Raw genomic sequence first — 25,491 nt, 5'->3', positions numbered from 1 at the left:
TATGCAAACAAATATACGGTTGCATATCACAGCTTTTCATCCAAAATTTCTCTTGTCCTTATGCTCCAGAAATTCTGACGGGGTATAGCCTGTATATTTTTTAAACACCTGACTGAAGTATCGCGAATTATCTCCAAAGCCTACTTGATCCGCCACTTCAAAAACTTTAACCTCGTCCATATTCTCCATCAATTCAATTGCCTTTAAAACACGGAGCTTAACAAGGAATGCAGAAAACTTTTCACCGGTTTCTTTTTTAAACAGTTTCCCCAAATAGTCTGTATTCATATAAAAAATTTCATTTGATATCTTTGATAAGGACAGCGATTGTTTTGATAGATTCTCTTCAACATACTGAATCACATTCTTAATAATGGTACTTTGTGTTTGCTTCGTACCCTTATAAATGTATTCTGTCATTTCCTCGGAAATACTAGTGATAAACTCCTGAATCTGATCTAGTGTATCCAGTGTTTGAATATGCCCAATCTGCTGAAACAAAGCATTCATCTTTTCCTTTTTTGCTTGTCTGATAATCGTTAAAAAAAGCTCCATTGAATACAATTTTGCTAAACTCTCTTCGTACTTCTCTCTTTTCATTGTGACAAAAAATTCATTCAGGTACTGCTTCACATCGTTATAGTTACCGCCTCTCACAGCCATGATTAAATTTTCATGATCAAACTGGAAATTTTCGGAGCTAACTTCACAGCTATTAATATCACTTGTCGTAATAATGCTCCCGGCCCCTAAATAAAAGCGATGAGTTAAGCATTCCAGCGTTTCATTATAGAGGATTCTCAGATGGTCAATTGTTCCCGAATTGCTTACTGCGGTGGTGGTTTCCGATGCATAATAACCCTCGAATGATTTTCTGATGTCCTCCAGCTTCTCTATTAACTCTTTATCAGGGACATCTTCAATTAATAATACGATACGTTCTCCAATGGTTGTGCTTAAATAAAGCTTGTTATACTCTTCCATGATGCGTGATCCAATTTCTTTTAAGACAAAAACCTGTTCAAAATCATGCTGGTCATCAATCATTACGACAATTAATCTAAATTTCTTGCCAGCTGCATCGATTCCAAACAGCTTGCTGTAATACTCCCATTCTCGTATACCGTAGGTTTTATTCGTTATATATTCTTTTAAAAATTGTTCTTTCGCTTTTGGCATCACGCTTGCTAAATCATCTCTAATTGTTTGAATAAATTTGTCCTTCTGATTCTTTTTATCGAGATCACCTGTGACCTGTAATAATGCTTCCTCAATTTTAGTTTCATTGCAAGGCTTCAGCAAATAATGGTTTACTCCATACCTCATTGCCATTTTGGCATAGCCAAAATCATCAAAACCAGAGATAATAATAAATTTTATTTCAGGATTTAGTTCGTTTACGTTTTCAATTAATTCAAGCCCGGTCATGCCAGGCATTTTAATATCACAAATCACAATATCCGGTTTTTCCAGCTGGATTTTATCAAAGGCCATCTGTCCATTATGTGCAGTCGCAATCAGTTCAGTACCGCACCGATTCCAGTCTACAATAGACGCGATGCCTTCTAAAATCATAATTTCATCATCTGCTAACAGGACTTTATACAACATGATCACCTCGTTTAAAGGGTAATGAAATTGTGACTGTTGTTCCTTTATTTACTTCACTGCTAATGTTAATGCCATACTGATCTCCATACATAAGCTTTATTCGTTCGTTAATGTTATGAACCCCAATCCCGGAGCTTCTTGACTTAATATTTCCTTTCATTACAGCATGTATGGTTTCTTTATCCATACCCCCGCCATTATCCTTAACCATAATGGCGATATCGTCTCCGATTATTTGTGTAGAAACAGTAATATAGCAATCTGTCACCATGTTTTCCAAACCATGCTGAATGGCATTTTCAACGATTGGCTGTATCGTTAGTTTTGGCATACTGCATTTTTCAATTTCGGGCAGTATGTTTATGGTGAAGTTTAATCTGTTCCGGAAGCGATAGGTTTGAATTCTCATATAATCATGCACAATTTCTAATTCTTCCTTAATCGTTATTAAAGGCTCTTTCTTGCTGATGATATTTCTCATCATATTTCCTAACGATTCAACCATCTCTGCAATTGCCTTTTGTTTATTTGACTTGGCCATCCAATTAATCGAATCGAGCGTATTGTATAAAAAATGAGGATTGATTTGCGCTTCCAATGCTTTGTATTCGGTTTCTTTAATCATAAGCTGTTTCATATAATTTTCTTTAATCAACTCATTGATCCGATTCAGCATGATTTCAAAGTTTTTATGCAGTACACCAATTTCATCCTTTAAATGACTTGAGCTTAGTCCCTCCACCTGTTCAAAATCCCCTTCTTGAACCTTCTTCATTTTCTTTGTCAGCTGTTCAAGAGGCTTTGAAATACCTCTTGCAGCTCTTCGGCTAATGTACATCGCCAACAAAAAAGTGATGACAAATAACAGCATTAATAAGTTTCTTAATAGTTCAGTTTGAGAAGTAATCTCATCAAAGTTAATAATATTATAATAAGTCAAATCTGGGTTTCTTGAATTGAAATGAGTAATAAGCAGCTTTTCATTGTTAACAGTTTTAATTTCATATCCTCTATTATTTTGAGAAGCTGGCAAAAAATCATATTCAGTAAACTCGTTATTAGTATAAATAATTTCCCCGTTTTTACTAATAACAAAGTTTCTGTTAGGTGATAGATTCAAGATTTCACGCATGAGAATGTTCATATCAAGAGCAATTGTTAAATAACCATAATGCTGGAGGTTTATATTACTTTTCCCTCTTAATTGTCTGGCAGAAAGTAAGATACTCTCTTCTTCTTTGCCAAACCACACGTTAGCACCTCGGGCTGCATTAAGGGCTGGGAACATATCCTCCACTTCATTGATTACTTTTGTATTAAAACCAACCGTCTGCTCCTCTCCTGTGGCATCAATCAATTCGATTGATGCCACATACCGTTCCTGGGTTGCAAGGGTGGTCATTCTCTCTCTTAATTGGATTTTATATTGATAAGATTCATAGTCCAATGGATTTTCTTTTATATAAGAAAGGTATTCTTGCACTCTATTATCTGTGCTGAATTGAAATGAAATATTTTCCACCTTTTTTATTTCCTGCTCCAATATCGTTGAAGATAAATGCAAGACTTCCGCAGATTCTTCATAAATTTTTTGTTCGTACAGATTGATCACATAGCTGACAATTAAAATGCTCATTAAACAAAACACAGATAGGATTGAGATCGTTATAGTGAAAAATTTATCTTTTATACTCAAATTATTGAAAAGGCTTACAATTCTTTTCATTTCTTTTCCTTCCCGCTCTTAAAAAACTGGTATTTCTATTGTTATTAGACAAAAACTCGTTTTATCCTCTTTTTCACGCTTATTTTATATCCAAACAAAAAGGTTGTTGCAATGGTTTTATCGTTTGCAGCAACCTTTTTGTTTCGGTATAGATGGTTTATGTTAGGCTGTTTGCTTTTTAAGAGAATCTTTTTTATTCAGCTTATAAACGACCATCATCACTACGATAAGACCGATTATTTCTCCAAAAGAAGCTGCAACAGCGCCAATACTGCCATTAAAATTCGGAACGAAATAAACCAAAACAGCCATACATAGCGTAACAGCGACTAAATTATAGACTTGAGGCTTTACCATACTTTTCGTGTTCTTATGCAGCATCAGATACCCGCCAAAGAAATCCACCCAAGGAAACAGCAACGTTTTAATAATAAAGAATTTCAACACAACTAACGTGGACTCTGCCAATACGGGATTTGTTCCCATCACGTTTAACATGAACCAGCTTCCAGCAGGCGTAAAGCATAAAATACCCAGAAAAAGGGATGGAGCAATACTGAAGACAATTACACATTGCAAGACTTCTTTTTTATTTTGATTGTAGAACTGAAGAACGATCTGATGAGTGTACATAAAAAAGCTCAAGACCAAATTTGTGATCGCAAAGGCCATTGCAAAAGAGGCAATTCCGAGCTTCACATCGGTGATATTGCCGAGAAAGGCGTAGATCACTGGAATAACAATGGTTTGAAAAGACAAATAGAAGACGAGTGGCGTGTAGAATCTGAAAATTTCTTTTCGATCCAGATCATTTTTTTCCTGCGAATTACTTTCTTTTATTATTTTGCGGCCGCGCCAGACACTGACTATGCATTCAATGGCCATCCCTGTCAAAAAAATAATGGCACCAACGATGCTGCTATTTACTTGGTTTGTCCATATAAAGTAATAGGCAACGAGGAACATACCAAAAAGCCGGAAAACAACTCCGATCGTGATCCATTTTGTTTCAAATTGATTAATGATAATCCCTTGATAAATGCAGCGTATTCCAGAAAAGAAAATCACAAAGGTAATAACCCTAAAGGTGGAGGTGATGGATGCAATCATGCCCAGCTCAGCGCTAAATAAATAGATAAACAAGTACTCTCCTAGTGGAGTGTACCCAATTAATGAACAAAGAATAAAGATGAACACCATGACTTGAATGAGCACGGTATTCAGTAATTTAAAGGATGCTTTATTTTTCACTAAAGCTGAGGAGGTTTGCCGAAACACTAACACGGGTCTTTCTATAAGTCCAAAAAGTGAAAGAGCTACTGCATAGCTTGCAATAATAAACTCTGCTTGATCTGCTCTGCTTAAGGTGCCATTTATAATTAAATGAGTGACTGCTGTTAAACTAGCGGAAAAACCCAAGGGGATAAAAAATGTCAGCATTTGCATGAGAGTATAGTGACCGCTTTCCCTTTGCATGAAGTAACCTCCTTTATCCCCTTTAATTTAGGCTTTGTTAAACGTGTCTGTTGATTGCAGCCCGCAGAAGTCTCTCACACCCGCTACAATATAGTATCAATTTTCATTAAGCAAAGGACCGGTTCGAAAATTTCTTCTTGTGCAATTTCAAGATCATTTTTCTCAATTTCAACTATAGCTGGTTCTACATAATGATCATTATCAAATGGCTCACCTATTAGTTGAGATCCTCCAATAAGCAACCTGTCACCATCCTCTTTTGCTTTTGCAATATAGCCCAAGACTGAATCGAGCTGAGAGTTTGAAGCAAGAAGTCCCATGTACGTTCCTTCTTCCAAGCCGGAGCATGGTTACATCTTCTTCGATCGAACTAAGAAACTCCCCGACCTCTTCTTTAACATTCGCTGGGTCAGCACTTTTTAAATATTCATCATTTCCAGGTGACATCCACGTTCCGTTAATATAATTTAAATATCTAGCCCTTATAAAAACCTCCGTTCACTAAATCTTCTATACGCTTTTTAGTTGAGACCTCAATCCCCATGCCTCAATTAATCCTGCTACCGCCTGCTTGTCTTCTTTATTTAGCGGGGCTACAGGCTCCCTTGTAACCCCCGCGCTAAACCCCAATAGATTCATGGCTTCCTTGACGACTACGACATTATTCCCGCTGTTATATTTCGCGCGTAAATCTTCAAAAAGCAGAATCTCGTTCCACACCTTCCAAACTGCTGCGTCATCCATATTTTGCAAAGCAGTGAGCATCTCGAATGATTTCTGTGGATGGACATTGACCAATCCAGATGTAAAGCCTTTCGCCCCTGCCATATAAAAGAACGGCGCCCATTTTTCAGCTGTACCGCAAATCCAGACAATATGATGTTCTTTCGGTACATCGTGAAGCAGCTTTGCAAAACGCGGCAGATCATTGATTGCGTATTTCACACCAACTAATTTATGAAGCGGTGCTAACTCTAATAAAACATGATCACTAAGGTTCGGATCCTTAAAATAGACAATTGCCGGCAAATCGACACCCTCTATAACCGCCTTAAAATAAGCGCTGGCTCCCCGCTCAGTGATGTATGGGTGGATGGGCATATGAACCATGATCCCATCAGCCCCGGCTTCCCGGGCATAGGTACCTAAGTCAATGGCTGTTTCAACCGAATACCCTACTCCTGCAATGACTGTGGCTCTGCCATTTACGATCTCTACTACTTTATTGATCTCTTGTTTTGCTTCTTCAATCGTCAGGGAATAAAATTCACTTGTATTACCGCAAGGAACAATGACTTCCACACCATTTTCCAGTAAAAATTCAATATTCTCTTCGACACCGGCCCAGTCGATTTCTTTCGTATCCTTGTTAAATGGTGTTATACATATGCCGGAGATGGTTTCTAATTTCCCCTTTAAATTCTCATAGGCCATTGGTGCATCCCCCCATTTTTATCCTTTCGACCGATAGATAGTCTGTGATTGAAACGCTGTATTTTTCCCCAGTCTTCTTTAGTTCTTCATAGATCTCATAAGACAATGGAACACCATTTTCAACGTACAATCTCTTTTTCTCTGCTTCAACCTCTCCTGGCATATAAACACGGTCAAATCCGGCCATTGGCTGACTGTTAACCGTTTCAGCAATTTTCCTATCCATTCTTTCATAAAATTCAGTGATCTCAACAAATGCTTCAATGCTTATTGCGGCAAAGGAGTGACCAAGATTTTGCGGCTTTTTGTCCTCATACATTCTTGGGACGCTGCTTCCAAATAAAGCTCCCGTTAATACGCCTGATAAAATATCGACCATGATGGCAAGGCCGGAACCTTTTGCCCCCATTGGAAGAAGATAGCCTTCAAGCGCCTCTCTTGGGTCTATGGTTGGGTTTCCATCCTTAGTAATCGCCCAATCTTCCGGGATCGTTCCCCCTGTTTTTTGAGCAAGGGTTATTTTCCCCCGCGCTGTATTTCCTGTAGACATATCCAAGACAACCGGCTCTTTCCCTGGCCCAGCTGGTACGGCAATCGAGATAGGATTTGTTCCTAATGAAGGCTCTCGTGATCCAAATGGAACCATTAGACCCGAGGCATTTGTTGTTGCTATCCCAATGCATCCTCTTTCAGCTGCCATTTTTGTATAATACGATGTAATACCAAAATGATTGGAATTTTTCACACCAACAAAGCCAGTACCGTATTCTAATGCCATGTCGATCACTTTTTCCATGGCCTTTACAGAAACAACCTGCCCCCAGCCATTTGACGCATCGTATAATGCCGTAGTCTTGGTTTTGGAAGTATAGAGAATCTCTGTTTTTCTTTCAATAAGCCCATCTTCCATCCGCTTTAAATAGTCCGCCACTTTACAAACCCCATGAGAGGAGATTCCCAGCAGATCTGCTTCAACTAAATTATCGGCAACAATTGCCGCCTCTTCCTTTGGAATCGACTGCGCCAAAACATTCGTACAGAAAGCTCTTAATTTACCGACATCAACTATGACCTTACTCATCTATATAACTCCTCTGATTGTAATTGAGTTGCTTTATCATCGTTCACACAGCTTAGTGGTTTCTGATTATTTTTCACACGAATGATTTCATTTGCTGCATCCACCGCCATCGCAATCATCGCTTCCTTTGAATGTGCAGCCATATGAGGCGTGACCACTACATTGTCAAGCTTCCAAAGCAGATGGTCCATACGAGGGGGCTCTTCCTCAAAGCAATCCAGCCCTGCACCTGCTATTTTTCCAGCTTGGCTTTGTCTATAAAATGATGCAGTTTAGTGGAATACGGCATATGCAAGGAGACAAAATCGGATTCCTGTAATAATTCATCGACAGTTGATTTTAGCTGGATATACTCATCAGCAGATTGAATAAAAGGGTCATAGGCAATCACGTTCATCCCAAAACCGTTCAAGCATTTCTCTGCTACGAGCCGCCCGATATTCCCAAGTCCGATTAACCCCAATGTTTTCCCTTTTAGCGCTGCAGACAAATACACCTTTTTCTGTTGCAGCTTTTACATCCACATTTTCCAGGCCAATTCCATGTCTGGCAATCACTTTTAACTTCGGTGCATATTCAATCAGCTCCCGAGGTATAGCGGCGTTCTGACGAGTACCGCCTCACAATCTACAATTTCATTTTTTAATGTCGATAAATCATGATCAGCTGGCACCACGACTTCACACCCTGCATCTTTCAATACATAGATCCCTTCTGCTGCAATCGCTTGGGGAACTAATACTTTAAACTGCTGCATCTCTAATCCCCTGCCTCCAGTTCATTAGTTATTTTTCTTTTTCATGTCATATTTTGATGAAAGCTTCCCAGCTCCGGCCTTCGCTTTTACTAACGCCGGTACAGCTTGTGTAGGATGGATTTTTTCATAAAGAGTTGGTTTCCAGCCAACATTTTCATTAAATTGAACCGCATTTACACGATTAAATTCAGCTACTAAGTCAACAAATTGATGCTTGCCAGTCCCTTTTACAATCGAACCAGATTCATATATGGACGTACCCTTCCAATCCTTGAGAATCGTTGAAGGAGCGACATTCCAATCAAATTTAAAGTAATTATTTTCCGCATAAATCTTCGATTCGATCCCTACACCGAGGCCATAGCTAAATTGATATTCAGAGAGCTTAGAAAATTCATAGAAATTATTATAGATATGCACCTCTCCAAAACGGACACGAGGAAGGCGCTGGCTCAAGTTTTGATAATAATTGTGATGCAGCGTCACTTTTAACTGGTTGCGGTCTGTCGTTCTGCTATCGCTTGAGCCTATAATCGAGACTTTGTCATGATCCTTAAATACGTTATAAGAAGCCGTTACATAGCTCGAAGCATTTGTAATATCCAATAGCCCATCATGCTGCTGATATGGACGACCAAAATATTCTCCTGATTTGCTGTCTAAATAGTCTCCGTCACTGAATGTATTATGGTCGATCCAGACATGGTGAGAACTATTAATTACTTGTATATTGTCATACTCTGAATTCCAGTTTCCTTCAGATCCATCTGTAGGATCCCATTGAGGGAAGAAGTCAACAGGGGCTTCAAATTCAATATTTCGGATAATAATATTTTCAACTCCATTTAGTTTCATGCTGCCGCCAGAAATTTTCGCATCTTTGCCTAACCCGATGATGGAGGTGTTCGATCCTATATTCACCACAATTTGTTCCTGCTGCTTTCTTTGGGAACGCTGTCTCGCTTCCTCTAATGGACCATATACCTCTTCATCATATCCCCAACTGTCAGGAGAATAGACTTCTAAATATGCATCGAAATCATAGTGAGGATCCGCATAATATGATGCATCGATCGGCTCGTTTAGTTCGTTAACATTCAGTTCGATTTCACCTTTAACATAAATGATTTTCGGTGTGCTATTCGCAGCATTTGTCGAATTGTTTCCTCCCAATGCCTGAATCAGCTCTTTTCTATTCTTAACCGTGTATACATTTTCCTTTTCCGCCTCTGCGCCTCCAGTTGTTCCTTCTCCATATGCGGCCCAGCCGTCATTTTCCGACAGCACTTCCAGACCTAAATCCTTTGCACCGGCTTCTGAAACAGTAAAAGCGAAAGATAAAAGAAATACAGCAAAAAACAGAGTCAATCGTTTCTTCATGTCTTTTCCTCCTTACATTCTTTTGAACGGATAGAATCCCAGGCAGCAGGTATTATGTATATCCTTAAAGAAAATCTTCTCTTTGCGGTGTGAAAATATCGAGTATAATCGATACATCCTCAAGCGCCTTGACACTATGTGGCGAATTGGAGGGAACATAAACGCTGTCACCTTTTTTTATGATTTGAATTTGATCATCAAGATTAAATTCAAATCTCCCTGCCACGATGTAGCACATTTGCTCATGAGCATGGGAATGAACCTCTCCTATTGCCCCCTTTTTGAATGCCATCTCTGACATCATCATGCTTCCGCCGCGGGATAGAAGCTTTCTGGTAACTCCTTCTCCGGTTATGATTGCTTCTACTGATTTTCCTTCCGTAAACATTTCATTCCCTCCTAATTGAGATCATTTTGATCAAGGTCAACCAAATAAAGATTGCATGTTCCTTCTCGATCTGATGTGAAAAGAATGTATCGGTTATCCCAGCTGAATGTTGGATGACAATGGGTTTGCTGTGTGTTCCAGCTTGTTTCATGGGAGCAAAGCGTCTCCATTACTGCTTCTTCACCTGACAAATCGATCAGGACAAGATCCTCCACTCCGTCACCGACTAATAGCGTATTGTCTTTATTGCTGTGATAATGGTTGCAGTAAAAAGGCAAAGGAATAGTTGTTATATTATGTCCTTGTTTATCAGCTAAGCCAATAAAAGGGGTTTGATCTGAATCATGCGGCACTTCTGCCACCTGCGTTTTGTTGATGGTAATTGTTCCATCATGACCTTTTCTGCGATTATCAAAAAAGATTTTTTCATCCTCTGTCCAAAACTCATGTCCAATGCAGTCATCTTCCCCTTGTCTAAACAAAGGTTCAACGGAACGACTGGTGATATCCAACAGCCATATTCTTTGCTGGACAAGATTCCAAGGTCCTTCATGACAAAAGATGGCGGCAGTACTATCTTTAGGAGAAAACTGAAAATGACCAAGCCAATGCGTATCCATAAAGACATCGTATTTCTTCGTACCATCCAGGTGAATCAATGAGATCCAGCTCTTTTTCACGGCATACATTGTTTCAGTAAATCCTTTGTAATTAGCTCCCCGCGGAACATCTACCTTTTCGTTTCTGGCGATCCCAATATACTTTTTATTTGGTGCAATATGGGGATGCCCAAGATGAACATGATTATTTTCTTCATAGATAATCTTTGATCGCAGCGTTTTTGTATCCAGCGTCTTTATCTGGTTACCCGTCACATAAACAACCAGCTCGCTATCTGGTGTTTTTGTGTGAAGGCCTGGCGCAATTCCTTTTTCTTCATCTGTTAGCTGCGTCATTTCTCCTGTTCCAAGATCCATTTTAAAAAGATTGTAGTGTTCCGGATGATGAGAGGAGCGGTCAGATAAAAAATAGATTTCCTGGTCACCCAGACTAAATGAGTTATCGGTAAAATAGAAATGAAAATTGTTTTCGACTGACGTTAATTGCCATACCTGCTTGCCCGTTTTCTGATCAAGATACATTCTTTTCTCAGATGGATATCTTTTTCCAATCAATCATTTCACCTCGTTCTGATTTGGAAATTTTAATACTAGCTGTAAAGGAAGAATTTACGGTAAAGAAAAATGTTAACGTGAACATTTTTCTTTACAAGAAATCATTTCTATTTTATTTAAAGATATATGATTGTTTCTTTATTTTAAATCCTCCATATCAACAAAATCCATGTCGTCAAATGTATAGTTTTCTCCGGCCATCGCCCAAATAAATGAATATGCTCCGGTACCAACCCCAGAATGAATGGACCAAGGCGGTGAAATAATGGCTTGTTCATTTTTTACAATAAGATGCCTTGTTTCTCCTGGTTCACCCATAAAGTGCATGACGCGCTGATCCTCTGATAGATCAAAATACAAATAAGCTTCCATTCGGCGATCATGCACATGTGCCGGCATGGTATTCCACATGCTTCCTGGTTCAAGCAGCGTTATCCCGAGCATCAGCTGACAGCTTTTAATCCCGTTTCCATGAATATATTTATAAATCGTTCTGACATTTGACTGTTCCACTGTCCCAAGATGTGTTGACTCTGATTCTTGAATCGCAAGCTTCTGAACCGGATAGGACTGGTGGGCAGGTGATGAAACAAGATAAAATTTTGCCGGATTTTCATGATCAATGCTTTTAAAGGTTACTTCTTCATTTCCCAGTCCAACATAGAGGCAGTCACGGGTTTGAAGAGTGTGCTCTTCTCCGTTAACGGTGACAATCCCTTCGCCAGCGATATTAATAATGCCGAGTTCTCTCCGTTCAAGAAAGAACTTTGTTTTCAGTGCCCCTTCGTCATTTAAAGCCAATTCTTCTCCAACAGGAAAGGCACCGCCAACAATTAATCGATCGTAGTGGGAATAGACATAATTCGTTTCATTTCTGGTAAATAGGCTATCGATTAAAAAATCATTGCGTAAACGTGAAGTATCATAGCTTTTGAAATCGAGTGGGTTTGTTGCATGACGTATTTCCATTTCATTTCCTCCTTTAAATTAGGTACTCATCCAACCGCCGTCTACACACAAAATGTGACCGCTTACATAATTAGATGCAGGTGAAGCTAAAAAGATAGCCGCTCCCTGAAGATCCTCAGGCTTTCCCCACCGGCCAGCTGGTATACGTGACGTGATAAATGAATTTCGTTGTTCATCCTCTCGAATAGGTACGGTATTATCCGTTTCCATATAACCAGGTGCTATTGCGTTCACACATACATTGCGGCTGGCCCATTCATTTGCAAAGGATTTTGTTACACCAGCAACTGCATGCTTACTCGCAGTATAAGCCGGCACTCGCAATCCACCCTGGAAGGACAGCATGGAAGCGATATTGATGATTTTTCCGCCTCCCATATCGATCATGTGCTTGCCAAACTCGCGGCACATTTGAAATACGATATTTTGGTTCAGCTGAATGACCGCACTCCAGTCTTCATCTGAATATTCTTCAGCAGCAGAACGTCGGATTATTCCTGCATTATTCACTACTATGTCTACTCGATCTACCTGTTGAAGGACTTCGCTCTTTAATTGTGCAGGCCGTCCATTTTCAGAGATATCCATTTGAATGCTTGTAAATGTCTGCCCGTAACGTTCGACTTCCTCCTGAGTTGATGACATATCACTGATGCCAACGCCGATGATATCCGCTCCGGCTTTTGCCAGCCCTTTAGCAATACCTGCCCCTAAACCACGGCTGGCTCCGGTAATCACTGCAGTTTTACCTTGTAAAGAGAATAAATCATGAAGCTCATTACCCATCATTTTACCTCCATTCTCAGTGATTAGAACATTAAAACACACCTAGATTATTAACTATTTATGTTCGCTAAAGTTCTATTATGTTCGATTATAGCATGAAAATAAATAATGACAATACGAAATTGTCATTATTTATTTCTCTAAATTGCTGTGAAGGATAAAAATTCCGATTAGTAAAAATAGATCCTGCCAACCGTTTTAAGGAGCCTATCTCATCACTCAAACTCATCTCCGATCACCTTTATTTTATTTTGTTTGATGATGGCTTTCATCTCTTTATCAAGCCTTTTATCTGTGATCAGTTCATCAATCATGGAGAAGTCAGCAAATTTAATTAATGCCACCTTGCCGATTTTTGAATGGTCCACCACTAGCGTAACGGTTTGTGCACTCTCGATAATTTGTTTTTTCCATTGGGAATGCAAGCTATTAAAAACAGTCAAACCATACTTTGCATCCATACCTGTCGTTCCTAAAAATAAGCGATTAACACGGATTTTTTCCAATGTTTCTGTAGCAATTGGTCCAATTAACGAGCCTGAAGTTCCAATGCTGACCCCTCCTGGAACCATTAATTGAACATTTTCTTTCGGAAGAAGATTAACAGCAATCTTTAAATCGTTCGTAATGACGGTTACAGGTGTTGCACCCAACAAGTCTGCCAATGCAAGTGTAGTACTGCCTCCATCTAGAAAAATTGTATCTTCTGGTGAAATAAGCTGAAGAGCTTTTTTAGCAATCAGGAGCTTTTCCTCTGAATGTCCCTTTTGACGGCTTTCGATTGGCAGAATGGACTCTTTTTCCTCTGGAAGGATTGCCCCTCCATGAATCCGCTTAAGAAGCCCCCTCTTTTCAAGCAATTCCAAGTCAGAGCGGATCGTTTTCTCTGTCACATCAAACCGCATGCTTAAGTCAGAAACCTTTATCGATTTTTCTTTATTTAATTGCTCAATAATTTTTTCATGCCGTTGGACGAATAGCATACAAGCTCCTTTAGTTTGTTTTTATTTTCATGTTACCTTATGTAAGGTACCTTTGAAAAGATAAAGGGGCCATAAACAGAAATAAGCAAACTAATATGAACTTATTTAAGCATAAGAAAACCCTATGCTCATCTTTGTCAAAGACGAAACATAGGGGCCTTTTATATTTATTAGCTTTGTTAAAGTCCATTGTTGATTCTTGCACAGCGTTGATTGTAGCAGGTGTGCGAGATTCCTGCGGATTGAAGCGGGACAGGTGAGACTAAAAGCAGGTGCATCTGCGACCTGCGAGGCTCACCGCCCTCCCCGCGGAACGCGAGCGCCTGCGTGCTGCAATCTACAGACACGTTTAACATAGCCTATTTATTAAGATGTTTGGTTCGAACTAACCGTTTCTTTCTCTTCCTTTTCATTTTTATATTGAATTTCATTCGTTAATCGATCAATGCTTGGACGAATATTATTTTTACCAGATAGGTTTTCAAGCATTTCTCTTACGTCGAGTCCTGAAGATGCTTTTAGTGTTTCCTGAAGCGTAGACATGAGATTTGTTGCGTAGCCAGACACTTTGTTTGCACCGCCGTTTTGACTGTCGCTGCCCGTGTCCACAACAGTAATTTTCTCAATATTGCCAAGAGGAGCAGCCACTTGCTTCGCATATTCAGGCAGCATTTTCAGTACCATATCGAGAATGGCAGCTTGACCATATTCTTCAAATGCTTCAGCAATCTTGCGTTTTGCTTCCGCTTCTGCAACCCCTTTAAGGCGAATAATTTCTGCGGCCGTTTCCCCTTGTGCACGCTCTGAATCAGCTTTTGCCTGACCATCAAGCCGTACTTTTTCTGCATCTGCTTTTGCCATCGCTTCGATACGATATTTGTTGGCGTCCGCTTCTGCCATTTCCCTTGATTTGCTTGCAGCTGCTGCTTGCTCAACAGAGTAGCGGTCAGCATCTGCTTTTTTCTTCACCTCGGAGTCATACTGACGCTCACGACGCAGAATCTCTTTTTCTTCAAGCTCAATTTGCTTCTCACGCTCAATGATCTTGATCTGCATCTCTTGCCCTGTTACTTCCTGCTTAGAGCGTGCCGTTTCAAGGTCATAGGATTGGTCAGCTCGTGCTTTCGCAGCATCCTGCTCTCTGCGGTATTCAGCCACCTTTAATTGATTATCTTTTTCAGATTCGGCGATCTCGGTCGCACGCTGAAGCTCTGCCCTTTTCGCGTCTTTATCCGCCTCTGCCCGCTTGATCCGTGTTTCTTTTTCCGCCTCTGCTGTTGCGATATCGGCATCTCGACGCACCTGAGCAATTCTCGGTTTACCCAATGATTCCAGATATCCGTTTTTATCTCTTACATCCTTGATTGTAAAGGACACGATCAACAAGCCCATTTTCGCTAAATCCTGTGAAGCTACACGCTGCACTTCCTGTGAAAATTTATCACGGTTTTTATAAATCTCTTCTACTGTCATGGAGCCTAGGATGGACCTGAGATGACCTTCTAGTACTTCTTTTGCTTCATTCTCCCGGTCTTCCTTTTTCTTTCCAAGGAATTGCTCGGCAGCTGTTGCGATTTCACCGATGGACCCGCCAATCTTGATAATGGCTGTTCCATCTGCCATTACCGGAACACCCTGTTCTGTATAAACCTCAGGTGTTGTAACGTCTAATTTACTTGATAAAAGGCTAAGCGGCTCGGCTTGCTGGAATACAGGAAATACAAATGTACCCCCGCCGCGAATGATCTTGATCCGGTTTCCAGATTCATCTGTGTGAACATTTTTTGTACCTAAATAGCTTCCTGTCACAATTAATGCTTCGTCCGGACCTGCCGTGCGATATTTGGCAACGTAGACACTAATAAGTGCTAATAAAATAAATACAGCAATCCCAATTATAATCATAAACGTACCTGACATATGATTTCCTCCCTCATAAAATGATCGTTTACTCACCGTAGAAAATAGGCGATGTTTCATACTCTTTTACATGCAAGACGCCGCCCGCCACATCAATGATAAGCACTTGCTTTCCTTCTGCGATTGGAACATTGTCATAGCTAGAGGCGGGTTTTGAAATCATACCGCTGTAGCTTTCAATAAAAACTTCTCCAAATCCATCAGCCGGAATCGGGATGATCACCTTCCCGATTCTCCCTCCTAATGATTCTTCCGTATAAGCCAATGACTCCTCCGCTGATTTTAACGGGACTAATATAAAGAAATGAAGAAGAAAGCTAAGCACAGATGCAATTGCTATGCTTAGTGGCAATGAAACAAATGAAGAAAGTGATGTAAGTGATTCAAATAAATAACCGCTTGCTGAAAATAACGCAATAAAACCTAAGATTGTAGTAGGATTGAAAAAACTAATCGCCTCTCCTATCCCTTCAACCGCATCACCAAAAAAGAGATATAACAGTGTAACGGTCCCCGATATGAGCAACAGGATTAAATACATACTCTCAAGCGTATAGCCAAATAGCTCCATTACAAGTAACCTCCTTCCTTTCCTGTAACATCCTGTATTTATGAATACGAATGAGCCTGCCGAATGTTTCAAAATATTCATGCTTTTTAAACAAAAAAATCAGCACGGTGAGCTCATTCTTCGCATTGTTGCGAATGAAAAAGGTCCATGCTGAGTTTAGCTGCTGATTATTCTATTCTAGCCAGCTTATGAGCAAGCTCTGATGCTTCTTTTTTCGAATCCTCAAGGATTTTCCCTGCTAACTCAGGAAATTGACTCATTCCCTCACATATAACAGAATCATACTCTTTAATCCCAACAAATCGCATGATTTCACGAAGGTAATCCTCAGAGAAATTCAGTCCAGTACCTTTATAAACGCCGCCTACAACCTGGATGTGAACCACTCTCTTTCCTGAAATAAGCCCCTCCTGTCCATTTGCTGTGTATCGAAAGGATTTCCCTGGGATACATAATGAATCAATATAGGTTTTTAAACGCGGCGGAAATAAAAGATTCCAAAACGGAGTAATGAAGACATAAAGATCTGCTGCTAAAAATTGCTCGAGAACCTTATCCATTACTTTCGTTTTATTTTCTTCTCCTTCTGTAAGCGGTTCTCCTGATCTTTTCTTTCCCCATGCTGCTAAAACCTCTTCATCAATGTCCTGCAGCTCCATTTCATATAGATGGGCATATTCCACTTCCACGGATTTCCCCTGTTCTTTAAACTGTTCAATAAAGACATCCGCAATTTCTTCACTTACCGATTTTTTATTTCTCGGATTGGCATTAATGTATAAAACTTTCACAATCATCAACTCCCTATTTGGCTATTATAAGAATCCTTCTTCTATCATATACTTTTCGCTTAATTTTTAAAGTATTCTGACTTCTAAGTGTTTTATTACCATAAAAAGAAGCTGGCTTTTCAGTGTTAGACACACCTTAGCCAGCTCTGTCTATATGTTCAGGGGGGGAGGATGAACATATATCAATTATTGTACTCGTGCAAAACCAAAACCAGAGGCATATCATACAGCTTTTCTCATGAATTTCTGCACGAAGTTGTACATTCAACGGATGCTTGCCCTGTGGTTAAAGAGAAAAACACTTCAGCTTAAGTACAGCGTCACCTATAGTTTATAAAGCCTTAGCTTGCTTAATTTCCCTCTCAGATCCACATATTATTTATCACCAAATTTGAAATCCTTTGATAATAATAGATTAACATGGGGATGAAAATACTTGTATTGATAGAATTAACGGGATAATCGTCGATTTTTGACTGTTTTACGTTATAATTGTACCAACCTTTATGGAAATGAATTCATATATTTGCACATTATGAACAGGTGTTAGTTATATAATCTGAACTATCAAACACTTGGCTGATTTTTCATTCTTCCTCCAAAGAGGGATTCAGTAGTGAGCAAAAAGATTAAATTTACAAAACTTTGGTTATAACGATGAAATAAAGTCACATACGTCTTATAAACAGCTTTATTTCTAGCTACATTCTACAGCGCATAAAATATACTGTATAAAACACTTTATTATCGAATAAATGAAAACTCGGCAGAAAAGGTGTTGATTAAAAAATGGTAACAATACAGGGTAGGCAGCCTGGTGATTTCTCTCATGGTAATCACAACTCAGGAAGCTTTAATAAAGTAACCATTACACTACATTACCATCGTTACGACGGGGACTACGAAGGATGGAATCTATGGGTTTGGCTTGATGGTCAAAGCGGAAGAATGGTTGAATTCGTGGAATCACCTGCGTACGGACGTTCTGCCACCTTTACAATGGAGGAGCCGACAGGGATTAATCGTGTTGGTTTTATTATAAGAAAAAGCACGGTGGAGAACGACTGGGCCAGCAAGCGTTTTGATGATCGATTTATAACATCATTTGACCAAAACGGTTATGCAGAAGCATGGCTGATGCAGGGAATGGAGCGCATTTATCATAGTGCAAACGAAGTGGATGTCTCGCCGGGTATTATTAGTGCTGAACAAAATTCTTGGCAGGAAATTCAGGTCAAAACCAATCTTGCCTTTGATTGGGATCATGATAATATTGCCGTTAATTTAGAAGGTGCAACCATTCAAGATATCCGAATCTCTAAGGACCACTATGATTCAGATCTCGCACACCAGCTAACCATCATAACAAAAGAAAAACTGACCCTGAGTGATCAATACCGAGTTGCAATCTCACACTTCGGCTACTGTGATGTCACTTATGGAGAGATCGTTCGAACAAAAGAATTTGATGATGAGTTTTCTTATAGCGGAACACTCGGGGCCATCTATTCAGAAGGAGGTACTCTTTTCCGTTTATGGGCTCCTTCCGCTTCAGAAGCAGCGGTCGTTATCTACCCTCCATCACCAGATAAGGAACCGATACTCAACGTAATGGAGAAAGGTCCCAAAGGAACATGGAGCATTCAGCTGAATGGAAATCTGCATGAAACTGCCTATATGTTCAAGGTCAAAATCGGTAAATACTGGCATGAAGCCGTAGATCCTTATGCACGTGCTGTAACCGTAAACGGAGAAAAAGGCGTAGTGGTTAACTTGGCACAAACAAATCCAGTACAATGGACATCAGCAAAACCGCCGCTTGCAAATATCGAGGATGCCATTATCTATGAGCTGCATGTAAGGGATGCATCCATTCATCCAAACAGCGGCATCCAGCATAAAGGAAAGTTTCTTGGTCTAACGGAAACGAATACTGAAACATCAGACGGAATCTCCACGGGATTACGTTACATTAAAGAACTTGGTGTTACCCATGTCCAACTTCTTCCTATATATGATTTTTGGACAGTCGATGAAACAAGATTAGCCACTCCTCAATATAACTGGGGGTATGATCCAAAGCATTATAATGCACCTGATGGTTCATACTCCACTGATCCTTACAAGCCTTGTGTTCGTATCATGGAATTAAAACAGATGATTCAAACCATGCATGACCAGGGGCTTCGTGTGATTATGGATGTTGTTTATAATCATGTATACGATGCCGCTCGTTCCAGCTTTCAACAATTGGTTCCCGGTTATTACTTCAGATATACAGAAGAAGGATGGCTTTCAAACGGAACAGGCGTTGGCAATGATACCGCATCAGAACGCTCAATGATGCGAAAATTTATCGTTGATTCTCTCGTTTATTGGGCAACAGAATACCACCTCGATGGTTTCCGTTTTGATTTAATGGGAATTCATGATGTTGATACGATGAATGAAATTAGAAAAGCGCTCGATTCAATTGATCCAGCCATTATTATATTGGGAGAAGGATGGGATTTGCATACCGCTTTGCCAGGGGAGAAAAAAGCCAATCAATACAATGCTCATAAAATGCAGCGCATTGGTCATTTTAACGATTCCATTCGTGATCATTTAAAAGGAAATAATTTCTCCGATCGGGATAATGGCTTTGTTAATGGAAAAAGCGGTCTCGATTATATTATTAAACAGGGAATTACCGCCGGTATGAAATTTCCATACGAGCGCCCTAGCTATACTGCACCAAACCAAGTCGTCAATTATGTTGAAGCTCACGACAATCATACACTTTGGGATAAGCTTTGTTTGACCAATCCTCAAGCATCACAGGAAGATCTTAAGGCCATGCATAAGCTTGCCACATCTGTTGTGTTATTGTCACAGGGAATTAGCTTTCTTCACGCCGGACAGGAATTTATGCGAACGAAAAACGGTGAACACAATAGCTACCGTTCTCCGGATCGAATTAACCAGCTGGACTGGGATCGCCGAGCTGAATTTGCTCAAGAGGTGGATTATATTAAAGGATTAATTCAGCTTCGGAAATCATTTCAATCCTTCCGGATGCGGACGTTAGAACAAGTACAGAAATTTATGCATTTTTACCAGACCATTGACCGCGTCATTGCATATCGATTGGATGCGCATGGTCATCACGATCCGGCAGCAGAACTTATGGTTGTCCACAATGCACGAGATGTATCTGTTACCATTCCACTTGAATCGGATGGTCCTTGGCATGTTCTGGTGAATGGTACACGCGCGGGGATTGAATCCCTTAGCATTATAAAACGTGACTCGATTGAAGTCCCGCGGTATGGAACGTATGTTTTGATGCGAAAATGAAAACGCTGGCTTAGCTGGCGTTTTTTTGTAGTTTAGCTCCCTTCTATCAAGGGAAAAGATAGAAAACGAACAAGAAAGGCAGATGACCTGATGTTATACATTCTTGCAATCATTTTCCCGCCGCTCGCCGTGCTTTTCACAGGTAAATTCGGTCACTTTTTACTCAATATCGTATTAACATTTCTCGGCTACATTCCTGGCCTCATTCACGCCATCATTATTATTCGTGATCAAAAACAAAAAAAAGAGATTAAAAAAATGCTGCGCAGCTGATCATTATTGAACCTTAAAACAAATCTATGATTAATCGTTAGTTATCGCGTATCATTTCTTTATTAATAGTCATAATATACAAGGAAAACCATAAATAATTGAAACTTTCTAACATCTATTGCGTATTATGGTAATAAAAAAGGAATTAAAGGGGGATGAGAGGTGGACCAACTGCTGCGAAGGACTTCGATCATTGCAATGATTTTATTCGGTTTAATGGGTCTGTTATTCTGGTTTTATTATGGTGAATGGTCGTTTAAAGCAATGACCGGCTTCGGAGCTGCACTGGCCCTATTTCTCTTAACAATCCAGCCGCCGAAAGATGAGAAACAAAACCGCACCTCGTAGCGTAGTCTTCCATTGTGGATTTAGTTCATGTTACAGCAGCTTATAGGAGATTTTTATCTTACTAATTCTTTTTTTCTCCACTAATGATGATAAAATGACTGAGATAAATAAAGTGGAGGTCTAACAATGAAAGATAAATTTTCTTTTACAGCTGCTGAAAAAAAAGAAATGACGAAAGCTATCCAAACATATTTTCAGTATGAACGTGATGAGGTTTTGGGAGACTTGGCAGCTTCGTTATTACTTGATTTTATCTTACATAAAATCGGTCCAGCCATTTACAATAAGGGTGTGGCGGATGCTCACGAATTTTTAAAAGAAAAACTAGAGGATGTTTTTGAATTACACAAATAATTAAACGTCCAAGTATGAACTTCTTGCTATAAAATAGCTCTTTTACCTTCAATCACTGCCAGTTCCTGTTTCTAGAAACAGGAACTGAAATTGTTCTAATAATCCATTTTTCTCATTGAAACTGCATCTAATGGGCTTTACACTATTTCTTTATCTTTCTTGAATTCTACAAGAGTTAATCCTTCTCTCACTATTCTCTCGCTTTCAACTTTGAATCCATAACTCTCATACAGCTTTATTGCCGGAGCATTTTTCTTGGCTGTTGATACAAACCATTGATCCGCTGATTGTGTGTTAACAATCACGGCTTTTAACAAGGCACAGCCAATGCCTTCGCGAAAATGATCAGGATCTACGATGAGCCTAGCAATCGTGACATTGTTGTCATGCCATTCGTATGCTGCTGCACCTAAGATTTCTCCCTCGATTACATAACCCAAAAACAACTCCTTTGAACGAGCCAGCTTTTCTATTGTTTCAATTAAAGGTGGTAACTCTGGAAAGCCTATTAAATTGGCTTCTACTCGATAGGCTCTCTGATGAAGCCTCCATATCGTTTGCAGCACATCATTTTGTGTTAGTAATAATGACTGGATCATTCCATCATCCCCTGTCCGTTTAAATAAAAACACTTTCCGTACTCTTTATTTATTTTAGCAGATGATGAATTTCGCAGATTGATTTAGGCCAATATATATTCCCCATATCAACAGAATTTAATAATAAATGCGTACTATCAAAGGATTTTTAACATCAAGATCAAGAAATAATAATTCTGTCCTATGTCAGAGGATCGTAGACGCATAAAATGGGATTAAGCCTGATCGAAATATCAGAATCGATCATTGTGATGCGAAATTTTCTCTATTACAGAAGGTATGTTCACTTATTCTTCCTTCAAGGCATCAACTGCTACAACAAGCTCTTTATCCGGCAAATCAACCGATTGATCGGCATTCATCGCTTTCCAGGTAAATATCCAATGACCATCCTCTATATAAGGAATTTCCTCAGAGATTACGTATTTTTCCCCATCACGATAATTCAAAAACCAGCCACTTGCTTTATTGGTGTCCATTGCTTGCGCGCGGGCGTCGTTTATATTGACCAGCTCTGGATTTTCCTGAACGATCTCAATTGGTATGCGGTAAATAAACTCATTTTGAGCTGTAGGATAAAATAATATTTGTATTTCATAATTTCCGGATGGCGCAAGGATAGTATCTTCTTCATTAAACGGGATTTCTAATTTGAACGTTGAATCGATTGTAATTTGCTCGTTGACGTTCATAATTGACTTTTCCTTGTGATCCTTACACGATCGTTGTTTAGGTTTAGATCGTAATTCTTCATCAATATCCACCGCTTTAACTTTAAGCTCTATCGCTCTCTCACAAAACACATCATACGTAATGGGTGCACCTAACTCATTTACGAGAGTGACCTCAACTTCGATGTTGTCTCCTTCCGTAAAACGTTCACCGTTTGTAACCACGTTAAGTCGGAGACCGCTAGATGAGTATTCATAAAGCTCATTTTTTGGATTAGGACCAATTCCAGGGGCATAAGCAAATATTAGAACTCCAATTCCAATCAGAAAAAACCCAATTCCTAACCAAGAACTTCGTCTCATTTCACTGTTCTCCTCCTTTCACCCATAGACTACTGCTATATTTATGGTACCATACAGCTACTCATCCATACATTGTTAACATTTCTTCATTCCGAAATAACAAAATGTCTGACAGATCTGTTTGGAGAATAAAATGATCTATCAGACATTTTACCAAACATAATACTATTAGAAGTTTAAAGAGAAGTATTAACGGATAAAGAATCTTTTAACCCTTTGATTCCTTCTCATTAATGAAGATGGTATAATATGCTGAAATTTCACCCTATTTATACTATTATTATAAAATAGTAAAATGCTCAATAGGAAGTTTTATGAAAAAGGAGAATACATATGATTGCTTTAACAAATGTCAGTGGCTTTGATGGGACTGGTAAATCATTTGAAAAAGTGACGATTTTAATAGAAAATGGTATATTTAATGAAATTAGTAAAGATCTGAAGATTCCAAGTAATGCCACTGTTATTGATGTGACTGGAAAATTTGTGACGCCTGGACTCTTGAACGCCCATACACATCTTGGCGTTCATGCAGGAGGAGTTGGCGCTCCTGGACATGACATTAATGAAACAAGTGATCCTATGACAGTATAGGCTCGTATCATTGACGGGATTAACCTCAAGTGTAAAAGGCTTTGAGGATGCTGGCCGTGCAGGAATCACCACGGTTCAAATTCTATCATGAAGTGCGAATGTTGCAGGCGGTGAAATGGTCAACGTAAAAACGACACGCTCTTCTATCATGGATGAAAGGGTAGTAAAAGAGACTTCTGACCTTAAAGCGGCTACAGGTGAAAAACCAAAACGAGTCTATGGCGAAAAAGGCAAGATACCAACAACTCGGATGGGTACAGCAGCGATTCCCAGACAACAGCTTATCTCAGTTCAAGCGTATTTAGCAAAAAGAGAACAAGGTCAAGTCGATCGGAATTTAGTGATGGAGAATATCGGAAAGGTGTTAAGAAGAGACATCCCTCTTCGTGTAAAGGCGCACCGTGCAGATGATATTGTTACTGTCCTAAGAATAAAAAAGAATTTAACATTCATTGTTCGATCGAGCACTGTACTGAAGGACAGCATGCTGCAGAATTTAGTTCTAAGCACTCGGATGTCCATGTTTCTATGTCATACCGCTCAAAGGTCAAATTTGCTGATAAAGGATGGCATACAATCGTTGCACTTTATAAAGCGGGCGCCAATTTCGATTACAACGGACCATCCGGTTGTAGGTATTGAACATTTAATGACGAGTGTGATTCTAGCTGCGAAATACGGCTTACTAGAGCAAGAAGCGTTCAAAGCAATCACACTAAATGCAGCAAAGCATCTTGGAATTGACGATCAGGTTGGCTCTATTGAACCGGGGAAGGATGCTGACTTCATCATTTGGAATGGAACACCATTTGATTTGCGTCACTCTCCAGAACAGTTTTATATTGAAGGAGTCAAATTATAAAGGGGAAATCAGATGAAATACGTCATATAAAATCAATAGACGAATTTTTTCTAGAAAAGATGGGGTGTTATGATGACAGCAGCCAATGTAGGGCAATTTATACGATTCACTCGTCACGGGCTTGAAATCACGGGAGAGGTTACGAAAATATTAGAACGCTCTGTGATCGTAAGCATAACGGAAGAAGATGCATTGTTGCTAGATTACGGGACTAATTTCACCGTTGTCTCTCATGATAACTATGAAATTTTAGCATAGCTTGCTTGCCATGCTATTTGGTTACCCTTCTTAGAACCAATGATACTAGCACATATTCTAAAGGGGTTGTGCTAGTATCAAAGCTTTGGTTTTATGCAGCCTATGTGCTTTTTTCAAACACCTCTAGCTGTAAAAGATCGGTTGAAGATTGATTCATTTTTTTCGGTTCAAAGTTGCTTATTACCGTGAAAATGATAATTCCCATTATGATAATTAAGATAATCATCCAAACAACAAGTCTTTTTCCATTCATTAAAAATCACTTCCTTGTTAAGATTCTGACATTACCTTCATCAGCATATCCACATGTGGAATGCCATCATCTAAATATTCCTCCGAGGTTTCTTCAAAGCCAAAGGATCGATAGAATGAACGTAAATAGGTCTGAGCCTGGAGTTTAATCTCCGTTACCTGCCACTCTTTTACCATTATATCAACTGCATTTGATATCAGGTCTCGTGCAATCCCTTTTCCTCGATACGCCGGATTAACAATAACCCGCCCAACTGACGGTATGTCATATTTCACTCCTGCAGGCAGTAGCCGTGCATAAGCAACGAGCATTCCTTCATCTTCAAGAATGAGATGACTGCTTTTCAGATCATATCCATCGATTTCCTGATAGGCACATTGCTGCTCCACAACAAAAATAGCGTTTCGTTCTTTTAAAATTTGATATAGCTCATAGGTTGTTAAATCCTCAAACTGCTTTAGCTTCCACTCCATGTAAATACACCGTCCTGTTCAACAATCAATAGTTTCATTATAATGAGTTCAACTAT

The 25,491-nt window shown here is 39.5% G+C and carries 29 protein-coding genes and 1 pseudogene; 7 read left to right on the top strand and 23 right to left on the bottom strand.

Annotated features, from left to right (window positions below; translation table 11 throughout):
- Positions 1 to 36: 36 nt before the first annotated feature.
- From KP78_RS02395 to KP78_RS02315, 19 genes and pseudogenes are all read right to left on the bottom strand, one after another.
- Positions 37 to 1,611 carry a response regulator transcription factor gene (locus KP78_RS02395; protein ID WP_084219646.1) on the bottom strand — a complete coding sequence of 525 codons (1,575 nt, stop codon included), beginning with the start codon at positions 1,609 to 1,611 and terminating at the stop codon, positions 37 to 39.
- Positions 1,601 to 3,337 (bottom strand): cache domain-containing sensor histidine kinase, encoded by a 1,737-nt coding sequence (locus tag KP78_RS02390; RefSeq protein ID WP_041085937.1) that lies wholly within the window; start codon positions 3,335 to 3,337, stop codon positions 1,601 to 1,603. The genes KP78_RS02395 and KP78_RS02390 overlap by 11 nt, the downstream gene beginning before the upstream one ends.
- Before the next feature lie 162 nt (positions 3,338 to 3,499).
- Positions 3,500 to 4,813, bottom strand: a complete 1,314-nt coding sequence (locus tag KP78_RS02385) for a hypothetical protein (protein WP_041085935.1) — start codon at positions 4,811 to 4,813, stop codon at positions 3,500 to 3,502.
- 83 nt (positions 4,814 to 4,896) lie between these two features.
- Positions 4,897 to 5,151, bottom strand: coding sequence for an aldehyde dehydrogenase family protein (locus KP78_RS02380; RefSeq protein WP_157841428.1), 255 nt, complete (start codon positions 5,149 to 5,151; stop codon positions 4,897 to 4,899).
- A gap of 172 nt (positions 5,152 to 5,323) precedes the next feature.
- Positions 5,324 to 6,247 carry a dihydrodipicolinate synthase family protein gene (locus tag KP78_RS02375; protein WP_041085931.1) on the bottom strand — a complete coding sequence of 308 codons (924 nt, stop codon included), beginning with the start codon at positions 6,245 to 6,247 and terminating at the stop codon, positions 5,324 to 5,326.
- Positions 6,237 to 7,328 carry an Ldh family oxidoreductase gene (locus tag KP78_RS02370; RefSeq protein WP_041085929.1) on the bottom strand — a complete coding sequence of 364 codons (1,092 nt, stop codon included), beginning with the start codon at positions 7,326 to 7,328 and terminating at the stop codon, positions 6,237 to 6,239. Before KP78_RS02370 ends, KP78_RS02375 begins: the two co-directional genes overlap by 11 nt.
- Entirely contained in the window at positions 7,325 to 7,519 is a 195-nt protein-coding gene (locus KP78_RS20475; protein WP_041085927.1) for a hypothetical protein, read from the bottom strand. The genes KP78_RS02370 and KP78_RS20475 overlap by 4 nt, the downstream gene beginning before the upstream one ends.
- A gap of 6 nt (positions 7,520 to 7,525) precedes the next feature.
- Positions 7,526 to 7,791 (bottom strand): annotated as a pseudogene (locus KP78_RS20470) (NAD(P)-dependent oxidoreductase); the annotation flags it as partial.
- A complete protein-coding gene (locus tag KP78_RS20465; protein WP_235420811.1) occupies positions 7,706 to 7,885 on the bottom strand; it encodes a hypothetical protein in 180 nt (59 codons plus the stop codon). The pseudogene KP78_RS20470 and the gene KP78_RS20465, both read right to left, overlap by 86 nt.
- Before the next feature lie 23 nt (positions 7,886 to 7,908).
- Positions 7,909 to 8,085: a hypothetical protein gene (locus KP78_RS20460; protein WP_235420810.1), complete on the bottom strand. Its 177-nt coding sequence runs from the start codon at positions 8,083 to 8,085 to the stop codon at positions 7,909 to 7,911.
- A gap of 24 nt (positions 8,086 to 8,109) precedes the next feature.
- On the bottom strand, positions 8,110 to 9,465 hold the full coding sequence (locus KP78_RS02355; RefSeq protein ID WP_052474484.1) for a pectate lyase family protein: 1,356 nt from the start codon (positions 9,463 to 9,465) through the stop codon (positions 8,110 to 8,112).
- Positions 9,466 to 9,529: 64 nt separating this feature from the next.
- A complete protein-coding gene (locus KP78_RS02350) occupies positions 9,530 to 9,853 on the bottom strand; it encodes a cupin domain-containing protein (protein WP_041085923.1) in 324 nt (107 codons plus the stop codon).
- Between the two features lie 11 nt (positions 9,854 to 9,864).
- The gene (locus tag KP78_RS02345) at positions 9,865 to 11,028 is read right to left on the bottom strand and encodes an oligogalacturonate lyase family protein (protein WP_084219644.1); all 1,164 of its coding nucleotides are present in this window, start codon (positions 11,026 to 11,028) and stop codon (positions 9,865 to 9,867) included.
- A 138-nt stretch (positions 11,029 to 11,166) separates the two neighbouring features.
- Complete coding sequence (kduI, locus tag KP78_RS02340; protein WP_041085922.1) at positions 11,167 to 11,997, bottom strand: 5-dehydro-4-deoxy-D-glucuronate isomerase; 831 nt, start codon at positions 11,995 to 11,997, stop codon at positions 11,167 to 11,169.
- A gap of 18 nt (positions 11,998 to 12,015) precedes the next feature.
- Complete coding sequence (gene kduD, locus KP78_RS02335; protein ID WP_041085920.1) at positions 12,016 to 12,783, bottom strand: 2-dehydro-3-deoxy-D-gluconate 5-dehydrogenase KduD; 768 nt, start codon at positions 12,781 to 12,783, stop codon at positions 12,016 to 12,018.
- 215 nt (positions 12,784 to 12,998) lie between these two features.
- Positions 12,999 to 13,766 (bottom strand): DeoR/GlpR family DNA-binding transcription regulator, encoded by a 768-nt coding sequence (locus KP78_RS02330; protein ID WP_041085919.1) that lies wholly within the window; start codon positions 13,764 to 13,766, stop codon positions 12,999 to 13,001.
- Between the two features lie 366 nt (positions 13,767 to 14,132).
- Positions 14,133 to 15,686, bottom strand: coding sequence for a flotillin family protein (locus KP78_RS02325; protein WP_041085917.1), 1,554 nt, complete (start codon positions 15,684 to 15,686; stop codon positions 14,133 to 14,135).
- A gap of 28 nt (positions 15,687 to 15,714) precedes the next feature.
- Positions 15,715 to 16,257 (bottom strand): NfeD family membrane protein, encoded by a 543-nt coding sequence (locus KP78_RS02320; protein ID WP_041085915.1) that lies wholly within the window; start codon positions 16,255 to 16,257, stop codon positions 15,715 to 15,717.
- A 167-nt stretch (positions 16,258 to 16,424) separates the two neighbouring features.
- The gene (locus KP78_RS02315; protein WP_052474482.1) at positions 16,425 to 17,048 is read right to left on the bottom strand and encodes an FMN-dependent NADH-azoreductase; all 624 of its coding nucleotides are present in this window, start codon (positions 17,046 to 17,048) and stop codon (positions 16,425 to 16,427) included.
- 789 nt (positions 17,049 to 17,837) lie between these two features.
- On the opposite strand from KP78_RS02315, the gene pulA reads away from it, so the two are divergent.
- The 4 genes from pulA (at position 17,838) to KP78_RS02295 (ending at position 21,362) form a co-directional block, all read left to right on the top strand.
- Positions 17,838 to 20,387 (top strand): type I pullulanase, encoded by a 2,550-nt coding sequence (pulA, locus tag KP78_RS02310; protein ID WP_041085914.1) that lies wholly within the window; start codon positions 17,838 to 17,840, stop codon positions 20,385 to 20,387.
- Positions 20,388 to 20,477: 90 nt separating this feature from the next.
- On the top strand, positions 20,478 to 20,660 hold the full coding sequence (locus KP78_RS02305) for a YqaE/Pmp3 family membrane protein (RefSeq protein ID WP_041085912.1): 183 nt from the start codon (positions 20,478 to 20,480) through the stop codon (positions 20,658 to 20,660).
- Positions 20,661 to 20,822: 162 nt separating this feature from the next.
- Positions 20,823 to 21,008, top strand: a complete 186-nt coding sequence (locus KP78_RS02300; protein ID WP_041085910.1) for a hypothetical protein — start codon at positions 20,823 to 20,825, stop codon at positions 21,006 to 21,008.
- A gap of 126 nt (positions 21,009 to 21,134) precedes the next feature.
- Positions 21,135 to 21,362: a DUF2164 domain-containing protein gene (locus KP78_RS02295; RefSeq protein WP_041085909.1), complete on the top strand. Its 228-nt coding sequence runs from the start codon at positions 21,135 to 21,137 to the stop codon at positions 21,360 to 21,362.
- Between the two features lie 137 nt (positions 21,363 to 21,499).
- Here the strand turns inward: KP78_RS02295 and KP78_RS02290 are convergent, their stop codons facing one another.
- Positions 21,500 to 21,961, bottom strand: coding sequence for a GNAT family N-acetyltransferase (locus KP78_RS02290; protein WP_041085907.1), 462 nt, complete (start codon positions 21,959 to 21,961; stop codon positions 21,500 to 21,502).
- A 287-nt stretch (positions 21,962 to 22,248) separates the two neighbouring features.
- Positions 22,249 to 22,995, bottom strand: coding sequence for a hypothetical protein (locus KP78_RS02285; protein ID WP_041085905.1), 747 nt, complete (start codon positions 22,993 to 22,995; stop codon positions 22,249 to 22,251).
- 333 nt (positions 22,996 to 23,328) lie between these two features.
- Here KP78_RS02285 and KP78_RS20455 point away from each other — a divergent pair, with 333 nt between their 5' ends.
- The 3 genes from KP78_RS20455 to KP78_RS02275 all read left to right on the top strand — a co-directional run bounded on the left by KP78_RS20455 (position 23,329) and on the right by KP78_RS02275 (position 24,709).
- The gene (locus tag KP78_RS20455; RefSeq protein ID WP_084219638.1) at positions 23,329 to 23,589 is read left to right on the top strand and encodes a hypothetical protein; all 261 of its coding nucleotides are present in this window, start codon (positions 23,329 to 23,331) and stop codon (positions 23,587 to 23,589) included.
- A 115-nt stretch (positions 23,590 to 23,704) separates the two neighbouring features.
- Complete coding sequence (locus KP78_RS02280; protein ID WP_084219636.1) at positions 23,705 to 24,451, top strand: amidohydrolase family protein; 747 nt, start codon at positions 23,705 to 23,707, stop codon at positions 24,449 to 24,451.
- Between the two features lie 72 nt (positions 24,452 to 24,523).
- The gene (locus KP78_RS02275) at positions 24,524 to 24,709 is read left to right on the top strand and encodes a DUF2187 family protein (RefSeq protein ID WP_041085903.1); all 186 of its coding nucleotides are present in this window, start codon (positions 24,524 to 24,526) and stop codon (positions 24,707 to 24,709) included.
- Positions 24,710 to 24,809: 100 nt separating this feature from the next.
- Here KP78_RS02275 and KP78_RS19880 read toward each other — a convergent pair whose 3' ends face one another.
- Positions 24,810 to 24,962: a hypothetical protein gene (locus KP78_RS19880; RefSeq protein WP_157841427.1), complete on the bottom strand. Its 153-nt coding sequence runs from the start codon at positions 24,960 to 24,962 to the stop codon at positions 24,810 to 24,812.
- A gap of 17 nt (positions 24,963 to 24,979) precedes the next feature.
- Positions 24,980 to 25,435 carry a GNAT family N-acetyltransferase gene (locus tag KP78_RS02270; protein WP_041085902.1) on the bottom strand — a complete coding sequence of 152 codons (456 nt, stop codon included), beginning with the start codon at positions 25,433 to 25,435 and terminating at the stop codon, positions 24,980 to 24,982.
- Between the last annotated feature and the right edge of the window lie 56 nt (positions 25,436 to 25,491).

The organism is Jeotgalibacillus soli (assembly GCF_000829435.1).
Taxonomy (GTDB): domain Bacteria; phylum Bacillota; class Bacilli; order Bacillales; family Jeotgalibacillaceae; genus Jeotgalibacillus; species Jeotgalibacillus soli.
This window is presented reverse-complemented; position numbering and strand designations above follow the sequence as displayed.